The sequence below is a fragment of the Cochleicola gelatinilyticus genome, from assembly GCF_001637325.1.
Taxonomy (GTDB): Bacteria; Bacteroidota; Bacteroidia; order Flavobacteriales; family Flavobacteriaceae; genus Cochleicola; species Cochleicola gelatinilyticus.
This window is the reverse complement of the sequence record NZ_LRXL01000026.1, coordinates 763,385-776,246: the sequence shown is the minus strand read 5'-3', so window position 1 is coordinate 776,246 and position 12,862 is coordinate 763,385. Positions and strand designations below refer to the sequence as shown.

General features: G+C 36.6%; 12 protein-coding genes. 6 read left to right on the top strand and 6 right to left on the bottom strand.

Annotated elements, in window-relative coordinates; genetic code table 11:
* The first annotated feature begins 11 nt into the window (after positions 1 to 11).
* Genes ULVI_RS05515 through ULVI_RS05500 form a run of 4 tightly spaced genes read left to right on the top strand, consistent with a single transcriptional unit; the run spans position 12 to position 4,452 of the window.
* Positions 12 to 1,028 carry a sugar phosphate nucleotidyltransferase gene (locus tag ULVI_RS05515; protein ID WP_068590536.1) on the top strand — a complete coding sequence of 339 codons (1,017 nt, stop codon included), beginning with the start codon at positions 12 to 14 and terminating at the stop codon, positions 1,026 to 1,028.
* A gap of 18 nt (positions 1,029 to 1,046) precedes the next feature.
* On the top strand, positions 1,047 to 2,432 hold the full coding sequence (locus tag ULVI_RS05510; protein WP_157632574.1) for a tetratricopeptide repeat protein: 1,386 nt from the start codon (positions 1,047 to 1,049) through the stop codon (positions 2,430 to 2,432).
* 4 nt (positions 2,433 to 2,436) lie between these two features.
* Positions 2,437 to 3,216 (top strand): DUF4292 domain-containing protein, encoded by a 780-nt coding sequence (locus tag ULVI_RS05505; protein ID WP_068590532.1) that lies wholly within the window; start codon positions 2,437 to 2,439, stop codon positions 3,214 to 3,216.
* 54 nt (positions 3,217 to 3,270) lie between these two features.
* Entirely contained in the window at positions 3,271 to 4,452 is a 1,182-nt protein-coding gene (locus tag ULVI_RS05500) for a murein hydrolase activator EnvC family protein (protein WP_241780955.1), read from the top strand.
* Between the two features lie 24 nt (positions 4,453 to 4,476).
* On the opposite strand, the gene ULVI_RS05495 is transcribed toward ULVI_RS05500, so the two are convergent.
* Both ULVI_RS05495 and ULVI_RS05490 read right to left on the bottom strand, forming a co-directional pair.
* Positions 4,477 to 4,986 (bottom strand): acyl-CoA thioesterase, encoded by a 510-nt coding sequence (locus tag ULVI_RS05495; protein WP_068590528.1) that lies wholly within the window; start codon positions 4,984 to 4,986, stop codon positions 4,477 to 4,479.
* Between the two features lie 110 nt (positions 4,987 to 5,096).
* Complete coding sequence (locus tag ULVI_RS05490; protein WP_068590527.1) at positions 5,097 to 6,035, bottom strand: HU domain-containing protein; 939 nt, start codon at positions 6,033 to 6,035, stop codon at positions 5,097 to 5,099.
* Between the two features lie 251 nt (positions 6,036 to 6,286).
* Here ULVI_RS05490 and dprA point away from each other — a divergent pair, with 251 nt between their 5' ends.
* Positions 6,287 to 7,390, top strand: coding sequence for a DNA-processing protein DprA (dprA, locus tag ULVI_RS05485; protein WP_157632585.1), 1,104 nt, complete (start codon positions 6,287 to 6,289; stop codon positions 7,388 to 7,390).
* A gap of 49 nt (positions 7,391 to 7,439) precedes the next feature.
* On the opposite strand, the gene trpS is transcribed toward dprA, so the two are convergent.
* Positions 7,440 to 8,408: a tryptophan--tRNA ligase gene (gene trpS, locus ULVI_RS05480; protein ID WP_068590523.1), complete on the bottom strand. Its 969-nt coding sequence runs from the start codon at positions 8,406 to 8,408 to the stop codon at positions 7,440 to 7,442.
* Between the two features lie 126 nt (positions 8,409 to 8,534).
* On the opposite strand from trpS, the gene ULVI_RS05475 reads away from it, so the two are divergent.
* The gene (locus ULVI_RS05475) at positions 8,535 to 9,275 is read left to right on the top strand and encodes a lysophospholipid acyltransferase family protein (RefSeq protein ID WP_068590521.1); all 741 of its coding nucleotides are present in this window, start codon (positions 8,535 to 8,537) and stop codon (positions 9,273 to 9,275) included.
* A 121-nt stretch (positions 9,276 to 9,396) separates the two neighbouring features.
* Here ULVI_RS05475 and ULVI_RS05470 read toward each other — a convergent pair whose 3' ends face one another.
* From ULVI_RS05470 to recA, 3 genes are all read right to left on the bottom strand, one after another.
* Positions 9,397 to 10,941: an outer membrane beta-barrel protein gene (locus ULVI_RS05470; protein WP_068590519.1), complete on the bottom strand. Its 1,545-nt coding sequence runs from the start codon at positions 10,939 to 10,941 to the stop codon at positions 9,397 to 9,399.
* Positions 10,942 to 10,983: 42 nt separating this feature from the next.
* On the bottom strand, positions 10,984 to 11,532 hold the full coding sequence (locus tag ULVI_RS05465; protein WP_068590517.1) for an RNA polymerase sigma factor: 549 nt from the start codon (positions 11,530 to 11,532) through the stop codon (positions 10,984 to 10,986).
* A 184-nt stretch (positions 11,533 to 11,716) separates the two neighbouring features.
* Positions 11,717 to 12,724, bottom strand: coding sequence for a recombinase RecA (gene recA, locus ULVI_RS05460; protein WP_068590515.1), 1,008 nt, complete (start codon positions 12,722 to 12,724; stop codon positions 11,717 to 11,719).
* Positions 12,725 to 12,862: the final 138 nt, after the last annotated feature.

The following is a 12,862-nucleotide window of genomic DNA, read 5'->3' as shown; positions in this document are numbered from 1 at the left end:
CATTGTAAATTATGAAAATCATTGTACCTATGGCAGGGAGAGGTTCCCGCCTTCGTCCACACTCATTAACGGTTCCAAAACCACTCATACCCGTGGCAGGTAAACCTATTGTACATCGATTGGTCACAGAGATCGCTACCATTTTAGACGAGGAGATTGAAGAGATCGCCTTTATTTTAGGTGATCCTGCTTTTTTTGGAGATGAAGTAGTGACAGCGTTAAAGGCACTCGCGAATGAATTAGGAGCCAAAGCAAGCATTTACAGACAGCTAGATCCAAAAGGAACGGGTCACGCTATTATGTGTGCCGAACCGTCCTTATCTGGCCCCGCAGTAATTGCGTATGCTGACACACTAATTAAAGCAGATTTTAATTTAGATAAAGAAGCCGATAGTGTGATTTGGACTAAGAAAGTTGAGAATCCAGAAGCTTTTGGAGTGGTAAACTTGAATGAAAAAGAAGAAATCATCGAATTGGTAGAAAAACCAGAAACTTTTGTCAGCGATCAAGCTGTCATCGGAATTTACTATTTTAAAGATGTTGCCGTATTAAAGAAAGAGCTTCAGTATGTGCTGGATAACAATATTATTAACGGTGGAGAATACCAGATTAATGATGGTATTAAGCGCATGATGGCAGACGGAAAAATTTTTAAAACCGGAACTGTAGATGAATGGATGGACTGTGGAAATAAAGAAGTAACGGTCGAAACAAATGCACGCATGTTAGGGTTTCTAGCAGAAGATGGCGAAACGTTAGTTTCAGAAGAAAGTGTTCAAGAAAATTCAACAATAATTTCACCTTGCTTTATCGGAAAAGGTGTCACACTTAAAAATAGTACTGTAGGACCGCATGTTTCTATCGGCGAAGGCACAATAATTGAAGATAGTACCGTTAAAAATAGTATTATTCAAACACATTCAGTTATAAAAAATGCTACCTTAGACAATGCGATGATAGGAAACCATGCTCATTTCGATGGGAAATTTACAAATGTGAGTATTGGGGATTATTCCGCATTAAAATAATAATTCAAAAACAATTTTTTGAACATCAAATCGTATCATATCTTTTTTATTTGCTTCGGAATGTTTCTGTTTCCAGTACAAACCTTTGCGCAAGAAACTATTCCTCCTTCCCAAGAAGAACCAACCGATGACCTTGGAAATGTGAGCGATGCTTTTCAGGAAAACTTTTTTGAAGCTTTAAAACAAAAAGGGATTGAGAATTACGAACTTGCCCTTAATGCTTTAGATAAGGCAGAAGCTGCAGCCAAAGGAAACCCTATACAAGAGGCAGTGGTCTTTTTTGAAAAAGGAAAGAATTATTCCAAATTAAGAGATTTTGAACCGGCAGAAGAGAACTTTAAAAAAGTGCTTCAAACCCAGCCAGAGCGATTAGAAGTGCTAGAAGCCCTCTACGACCTTTATTATCAAAAACAGGATTTCGATCAAGCAATTCCTTTAGTAAAAAAGCTCATCAAGTTCGACGAGGATTACAAAGAGGATCTTGCGAACCTATATCACAGAACAAAACAATACGAACTTGCCTTAGAAGTTTTAGACGAATTAGATGATTCTTGGGGAGAAAGCGATTATAGAGATGCACTTCGAAGTCGTATTTACAGAGTGACAGGCGATACGAGTGGAGCGATCGAGCAATTGGAACAAAAAGTAGATAGCAATCCGAAGAAAGAGAAAGAATATCTTAACCTTATCTACCTCTACAGTGAAAATGGTGAAACGAAAAAAGCTTTCGATACTGCTAAAGAATTATTGAAAAACAATCCAAAGTCTGAAGTGGTACACCTCGCATTATACAAATTCTATCTCGACGAAGGAGATACCACCAATGCTATCGAATCTATGAAACGCGTGTTTGAAAGCACGACAATAGATAAAGAAAGCCAATTTAAAGTACTAGGCGATTTTATAAAGTTTGTGAATACCCATCCTGAACAAGAAGCGAAATTAGAAAGTATGATCAGCTTATTTTCTGAAGACGACAACGGACAAGTATTTGAAAAAGTAGGAGATTATTATCTTGAGAAAAACCGAAAAGAAGAAGCGCTAAAATTTTATGAAAAAGGAATTTCGAGTGATCAAGACAATTATTCTTTAATGAAGAATACTTTATTGTTACAGATCGAATTTAAAAAATTTAATGAAGCTCAAAAGTTAAGTACCGATGCTTTAGAAGTGTTTCCTGCACAACCATTATTATATCTTTTAAATGGTGTTGCAAGAAATGGGTTGCAAGATTCAGATTCAGCGATAGACAGTTTAGAAACTGGAATTGATTATGTGTTTGACAATCCAGCAATGGAACACGATTTTTATAAACAACTAAACATTGCGTATACCCAGAAAGGCGATAGCACAAAAGCTGCGCAATATGCCAAAAAAGCCTCAGAAATAAAACCTTCTAATTAACTTTATGTCGTACAAACCTTTTTTAATAACTCTGCTGGTTTTTGTGTTAGCAGCCTGTGGAGGAGCAAAAAATATTAAAGGCTCCAATACAGCCAATAATAATCTTTCAGTTAAAAATATTCTTGCTACACACGAGGCCGCATCTCCCAATTTTGAAACCATGGCAGCGAGAGTGCTTGTAGCTTATGAAGATTCAGATAAATCGCAAAGTATTACGGTGAGTCTGCGCATGGAAAAAGATAAAACTATTTGGGTAAAGGCATCTGTACTGGGAATTACGTTGGCCAAAGTTTTAATAACTCCTACAAGTGTTAGCTATTATGAAACTATAGGAAACACCTATTTCGAAGGTGATTTTGCTTTATTGAGTGAATGGCTTGGTACCGATATTGATTTTCAGAAAGCACAGAGTATTTTATTAGGACAGTCGATTTTTCGGTTAAATGCTTCAGCGTACACATCTACTGTTCAAAATAACACGTACAAACTTTTTCCGAAGCAACAACCCGCTAATTTTATCCATTCTGTGTTCTTGAATCCCGAAAATTTTAAAGTAGCTTCAGAAACCCTCTCACAACCAAACGATAAGCGATTGCTTTCGGTTCGGTATGGAGATTATCAAATGGTAGAGAACAATTTTTTTCCTTCCGAAGTAGTTATTAATACAACAGAAGCCGACGAAAAGACTAAAATCGACATAGTTTATCGAAATATTGATCTTAATGTGTCTATTAGTTTCCCCTTCACAATTCCCGATGGATACGACGAAATTCAGCTTAATTAAATGAAAATAACTCGCTTACTTCTTTTATTTATTTTTTGTGGAATGTTTTCCACAATGAGTTTTGCCCAACCCGATAAGCAAAAGCAACTGGAGGAGAAACGTCAGTCAATTCTTAGTGAGATCAAGCAAATCAACTCCCTATTATTTAAAACTAGGGGAGAAAAAAAGAGCGTTTTAACCCAAGTAGAAGATCTTAATCAAAAAATAACGGCAAGAGAAAACCTAATCAAGGTAACCAACCAACAAGCAAATTTTTTAACTCGCGAAATAAATAGTAATCTTCAAAAACTAGATCAACTTAGAGAGGAATTACAAGAGCTAAAAGAAGATTATGCGGCGATGATTAACAAGTCATATAAAAGCAAATCACAACAAAGTAGGGTAATGTTTTTGTTGTCTTCGGAAGATTTTCTCCAAGCGTATAAGCGACTTCAGTATATGAAGCAATATACCAAGCATCGTAAAAAGCAAGGGGAAAGTATTAAAGAGAAATCGGAAGCACTTCAGCAGTTAAACACAGATTTGATTGCCCAAAAGAAACAAAAGGAAACTCTTATTTCTGAAAATAAAGCCGAGCGTCAACGGTTAAATAAAGAGAAAAAAGATCAGGAAATACTAGTGGCTTCATTGAAAAAAGATGAAGGAAAATTTGCCACACAAATACGAGATAAACAACGAGAAGCCGATAAGATCGACCGACAGATCGATGCGCTAATTAAAGCTGCAATTGCCAAATCGAATGAAAACGCACCTTCGAAAAACACAACAACCAGTACTAAGTCTGAAACCTTTGCGCTAACGGCCGAAGCAAAGGCTCTAGCGGCAAGTTTCACAACAAATAAAGGAAAGTTACCTTGGCCTGTAGAAAAAGGTGTCGTGGTGCGTCGTTACGGAAAACAACAACACCCTCAATTACCTAACGTAACTACTTTTAATAGTGGTGTAGAAATTGCTACAGAAAAAAAGGCAAAAGCACGTGCTGTTTTTAATGGAGAGGTTCTTGAAATTCAACAATTAAAAGGAGCAAATCGTGCCGTATATGTGCAGCATGGTAACTATATCACAGTGTATAATAACTTAACAGACATACAAGTTAAGAAGGGAGATAAAATTAAGACAAAACAAGAAATAGGTACCGTATTTCACAATCCGACCACAAACAAAACGATTTTAAAATTTCTCATCTATCAAAACAGCAATCGTATGAATCCGGCAGATTGGGTGTATAGAATGTAAAGTTTAAATTGGTGTTGTAGGCTTTTATTCGAATAAGGCTTTTAATTCTGTAGCTTCTTCGGGTTTTATTTTGCCTGCTAATAACAAACTTAATTGCTTTCTTCTTAAAGCTGCTTCGAAACGCGATTGCTCCAGTTCTGTTTCTGGTTGTAGTGCGGGAACAGAAACAGGAGTTCCCATTTCATCAACAGCAACAAAAGTATAAATAGCTTCATTCGCTTTGCTTTTCATGCCACTTTCGCGGTCTTCTATCCAAACATCCATAAACACCTCCATAGAGCTTTTAAACGCCCTAGAGACGTGTGCCTCTACAGTAACTACACTTCCTAGTGGAATCATTTTGTTAAATGCAACATGGTTAACAGAGGCGGTTACTACAATGCGTCTGCTGTGCCGACGTGCAGAAATACTGGCAGCGCGATCCATTCGCGCTAATAATTCACCTCCAAACATATTACCTATTGGGTTGGTTTCACTAGGTAAGACCAGATCGGTAATTACCGTTTTAGATTCTGAAGGAGTTTTACTATTCATTTTAATATTTTTTGCAAAGGTAGCGCATTCCTGTGCAGTGTCAAAGCTGATGTTAGGAAGAAAAAATAATGTTGGCTAAAAGAATTTCTTAAGAAAAGAAGGAGTTGAAATTATTTGGAAAGGTTTTGTACAAGCAACCAAGCATCTTTGTTTTCGGTACGTTTTATGGTGCGAAGATCCCGAAGTGCTTCTCGCCGATCTTCATAGCTATTATAGACTACTTGATGCAAACCATATCGATTCTTTCCAATTTTTTTTGCTGAAAATCCTTTAGCCGCTAGCTGTCTAATTTTCTTTTCAGCATTGGCCTCAATGCGATACGCTCCAGCAACAATGTGATAGCTCCCAGATTCTTTCGGTAAAGTAAGTGTAAGCGGAGCTAATGGGTTTTCAATAACAAAAGTAGCTTCTTGAATTTCATTTTCAACTCGTTTGTCGGCCTCTTGCTTTGTAACAAAATTGTGCTTTTGAACACCATTCTCATATAGTTTCATTCCTCCAAAACTGGTAACCGATAAAGCAATTACTGCGATAGCAGCATATTTTAAATAAGGTATTGCTTCTCGTTTTTCGGGAGTGAAAAGAATAGGCGTTTTACTGTCTGAAGAAGATGAATCTACAGTCGCTGATCTTAAAACCTCAGGAGTGGTAAATGTACTTAACCCAAAAGAAGAGGTAGCAAAGTTCTCTTTTTCTGAAGGAGTAAATTGTACCGAATGTTCTTCATTTAATTTAAAATCACCAATATTTTTAATAGTAACTGTCTTACCATCTAATAATTGATGAGACAAGGTTCCCGTAAAATTGCGAATTTTTTGAAGCGCTTCTGGATAACTGCAATTCTCTACAGATGCAATATAATTTGCAAGCAGCCCATCGTTGGTTTGTAACTGCTTGTTAAAAGAAACAGTTTTTCCAGGAGGGTAAAAAGTATGACTGTCATTGTCGATACGTGCCGATCGGTATTGGGTTAAAAAAGCCCCGAATCCGGGAATGATAACACACTCGTATCGGTATAGTAAATCGTTAACGTAGGTAGCCAATTGCATATAACAAACATATATTTTTTCCTTTCGGAAATCAACTCTAAGGAGGCAATTTTATCAACAAATTTGTAAACTGTTTGTAGAATGCTGGTAATCATTTAACTTCAAAATTTCAGTTTAGTAGTATGAACGTATTTTACTTCAAATTGTGGTGTGGTTTTGAGGAGATAGGAGTAAATTATAGCCATTCATATGAAACTCTATTTAAGAAATAGTATCTTTAAATTCCTCCCCTATAATTCAAACAATTTATGTTGTCGAAAAATGAACTTCGGTACGTACTCGCTTTACAGCGTGTCCCGAATCTAGGGGATACCTCTGCCAAAAAATTAATAGCGCAAATAGGTTCTGCCGAAGGTATTTTTAAAGAAAAGAAAAGTAACCTTTTAAAAGTTGATGGTATAGGTGGCTTTAAACTGAAAGATCTTTCAGAAAAAATTCAGCTTGACGAGGCTGATGAAGAATTATTTTTTATTGAATCAAACCAAATCGATTTCAGTTATTTTCAAGATTCAAACTATCCAGAAAAATTAAAACATTGTTTGGATGGTCCTATTTTGTTCTTTCAGAAAGGAAATATAAACTTTCAGAATAAAAAAATACTGAGTATCGTTGGCACTCGAAAAATTACGAGTTATGGCACCCGATTTTGTGAACAGCTTATCGAAGAACTTTCTCCTGTTAATCCTGTGATTGTTTCTGGTTTTGCCTATGGTGTAGATATTACAGCACAAAAAAAAGCAATAGACCTTGGTTTGCAAACTATAGGATGTTTGGCGCACGGACTAAATCAAGTCTACCCGAAAACACACAAAAAATATGTTGCTAAAATTGAAGAACACGGTGGGTTTATTACCGAATTCTGGAGCAACGATTCGTTCGATCGCACGAATTTTTTAAAACGCAATCGCATTATCGCTGGCTTAAGTGAAGCAACAATCGTTATCGAATCTGGCGAAAAAGGAGGAAGTCTCGTAACAGCAGATATTGCTAATTCATACCATCGGGAAGTCTTTGCGGTGCCTGGGCGTATAACAGACTCTCAGAGTTCGGGGTGTAACACCCTTATTAAAACCAACCAAGCACGTTTATTAACAGAGGCCGCAGATATTTTATATATGCTGGGCTGGAAAACGACTCGAGACATTGTAAAACCACAACAAACAACACTTTTTGTAGACCTTACTGAAGAAGAGGAAAAAGTTGTGGCCTATTTAAAGAGTAAAGAGAAGGAATTGCTTGACGATATTGCATTAGCTAATAAAATGCCGACGCATCGTGCTGCTTCCCTACTTTTAAGTTTAGAACTGAAAGGTGTAATACGGCCACTTCCCGGAAAACTTTTTCAAATTATATAATTGTGTAAAAAAAAGTAAATTTCTGTAGTAATGCGATAGAGGTAAAGATCTAATATCCAACTTTTTTACGAACTCGAAGTAACACCTCATTTGCTACATTCGTTGCTTTTTTAGCACCAATTTGTAAGGCTTCATCAATCTCAGAAAGGTGGGTCATGTAATGATGGTAACGTGATCTTTCTTCTGAAAATTTTTCAACAATTAACTCATACAATGCTTGTTTTGCATGTCCGTATCCATAATTACCTCCTTCGTAATTGGCTCGCATAGAAAGGATTGCTTTTTCTGAAGCTAAAAGCTTATAAAGAGCAAAAACATTGCAACTATCAGGATTCTTTGGTTCTTCCATTGGTGTACTGTCTGTCGCAATGGTCATGATTTGTTTCCGAAGTTTTTTATCGCTTAGAAAAATATTGATGGTATTGTTCTTAGACTTACTCATTTTAGCGCCATCGGTTCCAGGAATAAGTTTTGTGTTTTCCTGAATTTTTCCTTCAGGCATTACAAAGGTCTCTCCCATTTGAGCATGAAAACGGGATGCCACATCTCTTGTCATTTCAATATGTTGCAATTGATCTTTCCCAACAGGTATGATCTCAGCATCGTATAATAAGATGTCTGCAGCCATGAGCATAGGATAGGTAAACAATCCAGCATTTACATCTTCGAGACGGTCTGCTTTATCTTTAAAAGAATGGGCTAATGTGAGGCGTTGATAAGGAAAAAAACAACTTAAATACCAAGAAAGTTCTGTTACTTGTGAAATATCACTTTGACGATAAAAGGCCGTTTTATGAATATCTAATCCGAACGCAAGCCATGTCGCTGCTGTACTATAGGTATTGTTCCTTAAGGTTTCTGCATCTTTAATTTGTGTGAGCGAATGCATATCGGCAATAAATAGAAACGACTCATTTTTGGGATCGTTCGCCATGTTTATAGCTGGAACAATTGCTCCAAGAATGTTTCCTAAATGGGGTGTTCCCGTACTTTGTATTCCTGTTAGTATTCTGGACATGTCTATTTTTTTTTTCGCCTCCGCTTCCTCTTTATTTCAGCAGGTTATTTAATAAAACTTCAATATTATGCAAAGTTACTTTTTTTAGCACATTTGCATCATTCAAATTACTATTTTTGAAAGCCCATGAAGGTACTTCGATACATCCTTACTCCATTGTACAGAATCTGGTTCTATATTCTTTTAGGGCTTCCTATTGTAGTAATGTTTCCCTTGTTACTTATTAGCATTTTAAAAAAATCGTGGTATCCCATGTTTTTTAAGATTGCACGTGTATGGGCGACAATTATTTTGTTTGGTATGGGGTTTTTTCCAATTATTAAAAGAGACACGAAGTTTGAGAAGGGAAAAAGTTACATGTTTGTTTCAAACCATACTTCGATGACCGACATTATGTTAATGTTGTATGTGGTTCGCAACCCATTTGTGTTTGTGGGCAAAAAAGAACTTGCTAAAATCCCTGTGTTTGGCTTCTTCTATAAACGAACCTGTATTCTCGTAGATCGAAAAGATTCTAAAAGTCGATTGGAAGTATTTAAACAGGCGCAAAATAGATTGAAGCAAGGTCTAAGCGTTTGTATTTTTCCTGAAGGAGGTGTTCCAGAAGATCTCAGTTTGATTCTTGATGAATTTAAAGATGGGGCGTTTCGCTTAGCGATCGAACATCAAATTCCCATTGCTCCTATGACTTTTCACGATAATAAAAAACGATTTTCTTATACTTTTTTTACTGGTGGCCCTGGTAAAATGCGCGTGAAAGTTCACGAGCTAATTCCAACTAAAGGTTTTGTCTTAGAGAACAGACGAGAGTTACGAACTAAAACCCATGCGGTTATACGTAATGAATTAGACAATCCTACTATTTAAAGTAATTCTAACATTATAATTCCTAATCTTTTTAAAACACCTAAATAAAAAACCGTCCTATGGCGAAGAACGGTTTTTGTGTTTTTCGGGAAATCCCGAACATAACCAACTAAAAATTAACCTAAAATTGAATACTTAAACCACTATAAATCCCAACATAGTAGGGCTTAAAGTTTACAGAAGAATCTGTATATGGATTAAGCTGATATTTAAACATAGGTTCAATATTAAATTTAAATTTTTTAGAAATCGAATAGCCAAAACCAAGTCCGACATTCGAAGTAAAACTAACCGAAGATAAATTATTAGCCTCTCCAAGCACACTTTCGAAATCGCCCGAACGAACTGAAACTTCATTGTTTCCTAAAAACAAGGTGCTAAAACCACCAATAACATTAATACCAAAGCGTTTGTTTAGTAGGGCATATTTTAGCTCTAAAGGAACTTCAAAGTAAGAAATATCTTGATTTAACTCCCCAATAGCACCTCCTGCTTTAGGGATAATCATTCCAAAACCTTCTGCACCATTAGAAGTGGGTACATTTCCTTTGTCGAAAGCAGTAATAATATTTGTATTACCATTATGATTTACACCTCGTAATGCAACAGATCCAGGACCTTCGGCAGCAACTACATCATTGGTAGAATAACTAAGGTCTACATTACTTATTCCCGAACGAACGCTCAAACGGTCGGTGATGTTATAAGAGATATTCACTCCATAGCTAATACTCGTATTTCCTCCTTGAGAATTATCTTCAAACATAGGGTCGACCGAAGATCCATTTCCAAGACTACTGTAATAAACAGGAGCAATGTTAGGAGCAACATTCCAACGTTGAGTAGGGGTGTTTTTAATTGCTACAGCCTCTTCTTCTTTTTTAGTTTTTTCAATTTCCTCGATCAACGATTTTTTATTCGTTTTTGTCTTGGTTTCATTATTCGATTGTGATGCTTCTGCTATGGGAGTAGTTTCAGTAACCCCTATCTCTTTATTACTAAATTCTTTATTAGTAGAAACGGCTTCTTTTTTACTTTCATTAATTTTTGAAGAAGCATTCGATTTAGAGGTATTTTCAACGGCAACTGCTTCATTGTTAGTAATGCTGCTTTGAGGCCTCGTTGTTTGTACTTTATTGATGTCTTCGGAAGCGGTTTCAGTAGCGGAATTTAAATGTTTCGTAGCTTTTTCTTCGGAAGCAATCCTCGTATAATTTTTAGTTGGGGTGTTTTGTTTCGAGCTTTTATCTGAAGCATTTTCCGAAGAAATAACTGCAGGCACCTCTTTTGAGGTCGCAGGTTGATTAAATAAACTTTCTTCTTCTGTTACAACCTCTTCAGAAGCAACGGAAGATTTATTGGGCACTTTTTTGGAAGGTTGAAAAGTGTTATTAGGGTCTGAAACTTCCAGTGTTTCTTTTCCTTCAGAAGTAACCACGGTATTATTTAATTCCGAAGAACTAAAAAACACACTTCCAACGAGTAGTAATAATGCCAACAGGGCAGCAACACCACCTAGTCTCCACCAAAGCGGAATCACTTTTCGATCTTGCTTTTTAGCTGCCAATTGCGACTGAATATTTTCCCAGACACGTGGAGAAGGAGTTGGTTCGAATTGCTCGAATCGCTCCTTAAAAAGTTGATCTATGTGTTTCTTTTCTTTCATAATCCCCTAGTGGGTGTTTCAGTTCTATAATTTAATTATGCCCTATGGCTTAGTATTTTCGTTTTCGAGATAATAGGTCTCGATCTTTGTTTTTAAAATTCCACGAGCACGTGCTAGATTTGATTTAGACGTACCATCTGAGATTCCTAACAGATCGGCAATCTCTTTATGAGTATACCCATCCAGAACATACATACTAAAAACCAATCGGTACCGGTCGGGTAGCTCTTGAATAATCTTTAGTAAAAAATTCAACGGAACTTCTAAGTCTGTAACGTCTTCATCTTCTGCTTTATCCTCAATTTGTTCCTCATTTGGTATGTCAAAAACTCGTTGTTTTCGATATTTCTGAAGAACAGTATTTACCGTGATCCGTTTCATCCATCCTTCAAAAGAACCTTTGTCTTTAAACTGTGCTATCTTATTAAAAATAGTAATAAACGCATCTTGCAAATTGTCTTCTGCTTCTACATAGTTAGGGGAATATCGAAGGCAGATGGAAAACAACGTTTGGTTATAACGTTTATAAAGTTCTCCCTGTGCCTTAGCATCCTGCTGCTTACATAGTATGATGAGCTCGTCTAAAGTCAAACGTAGTCCAATGGTTAGTGAATTGAATTATAATAACTTACAAATATAAGTAAGTGACAACCCAGCAATCAAAGGTGCTACGTTAAGTAGATACCTTCGATTCTTAAGGGTTGCGTGTACATGGTTGTTTTTCTACCTCTTTTAACGAATTTTAACGAGATAAGCTATTTGGTAGAGGTAAAGTTTATTCGTTTAATGCGGCAATACTAGCTTTTATTTTTGTTTCTAATTCTTCCATTAATTCAGGGTTATCTAATAAAAGAGTTTTAACAGCATCTCTACCTTGCCCTAATTTTGTGTCGTCGTAGCTAAACCAAGACCCACTTTTTTTAACAATTTCGAAATCTACGCCTAGGTCAATGATCTCTCCAACTTTAGAGACTCCTTGCCCATACATAATATCGAATTCGGCTGTTTTAAATGGTGGGGCTACTTTATTCTTCACCACTTTTACACGAGTTTTGTTCCCCATCACATTGCTGTTACTATCTTTAATTTGTGTAGAACGACGAATGTCTAAACGTACCGAACAGTAAAACTTCAATGCGTTACCACCGGTAGTGGTTTCAGGATTCCCGAACATCACCCCAATCTTTTCACGTAACTGGTTAATAAATATAACAGTACAGTTTGTTTTGCTTATCGACCCAGTTAGTTTTCGAAGTGCTTGTGACATTAAACGGGCGTGTAATCCCATCTTACTGTCTCCCATTTCACCTTCAATTTCACTTTTAGGTGTTAAGGCAGCTACAGAATCGATCACAATAATATCGATCGCTCCACTACGGATTAAATTATCGGTAATTTCGAGTGCCTGCTCTCCGTTATCGGGTTGAGATATGATTAAGTTTTCGATATCAACACCTAATTTTTCAGCGTAATATCTATCGAAAGCGTGCTCCGCATCAATAAAGGCAGCAATACCTCCTTTTTTCTGTGCTTCTGCAATGGCATGTAATGTTAATGTCGTTTTACCTGAAGATTCCGGACCGTAGATTTCAATCACTCTTCCTCTTGGATATCCTCCTACACCCAAGGCAACGTCGAGCCCTAAGGAACCTGTAGGGATTACCTCTACATCTTGTACAGCAGAGTCTCCCATTTTCATTACCGTACCTTTTCCGTAGGTTTTATCTAATTTGGCTAGTGTAAGTTCTAGCGCTTTTAATTTTGCATCTTTCTCTTTGCTCATGAATTCATTTTTTTAGTAAAGGAGTCAATAGGTAAAAATACTATTTCTTTTGGTGGAGCACAAAGAGAAAAACGGGTAGGATGGTTTTTTTGTCAACAACCATAAAAGCCTTATTTTTGCGCCTAAATTACAGTACAA

What these genes read in the sequence shown, in the direction of transcription:
- ULVI_RS05515 (WP_068590536.1), top strand. Translation starts at nt 12, where the DNA reads ATGAAAATCATTGTACCTATGGCAGGGAGAGGTTCCCGCCTTCGTCCA.
- ULVI_RS05505 (WP_068590532.1), top strand. Translation starts at nt 2,437, where the DNA reads ATGTCGTACAAACCTTTTTTAATAACTCTGCTGGTTTTTGTGTTAGCA.
- ULVI_RS05500 (WP_241780955.1), top strand. Translation starts at nt 3,271, where the DNA reads ATGAGTTTTGCCCAACCCGATAAGCAAAAGCAACTGGAGGAGAAACGT.
- ULVI_RS05495 (WP_068590528.1), bottom strand. Translation starts at nt 4,986, where the DNA reads ATGAATAGTAAAACTCCTTCAGAATCTAAAACGGTAATTACCGATCTG.
- ULVI_RS05490 (WP_068590527.1), bottom strand. Translation starts at nt 6,035, where the DNA reads ATGCAATTGGCTACCTACGTTAACGATTTACTATACCGATACGAGTGT.
- trpS (WP_068590523.1), bottom strand. Translation starts at nt 8,408, where the DNA reads ATGTCCAGAATACTAACAGGAATACAAAGTACGGGAACACCCCATTTA.
- ULVI_RS05475 (WP_068590521.1), top strand. Translation starts at nt 8,535, where the DNA reads ATGAAGGTACTTCGATACATCCTTACTCCATTGTACAGAATCTGGTTC.
- ULVI_RS05470 (WP_068590519.1), bottom strand. Translation starts at nt 10,941, where the DNA reads ATGAAAGAAAAGAAACACATAGATCAACTTTTTAAGGAGCGATTCGAG.
- recA (WP_068590515.1), bottom strand. Translation starts at nt 12,724, where the DNA reads ATGAGCAAAGAGAAAGATGCAAAATTAAAAGCGCTAGAACTTACACTA.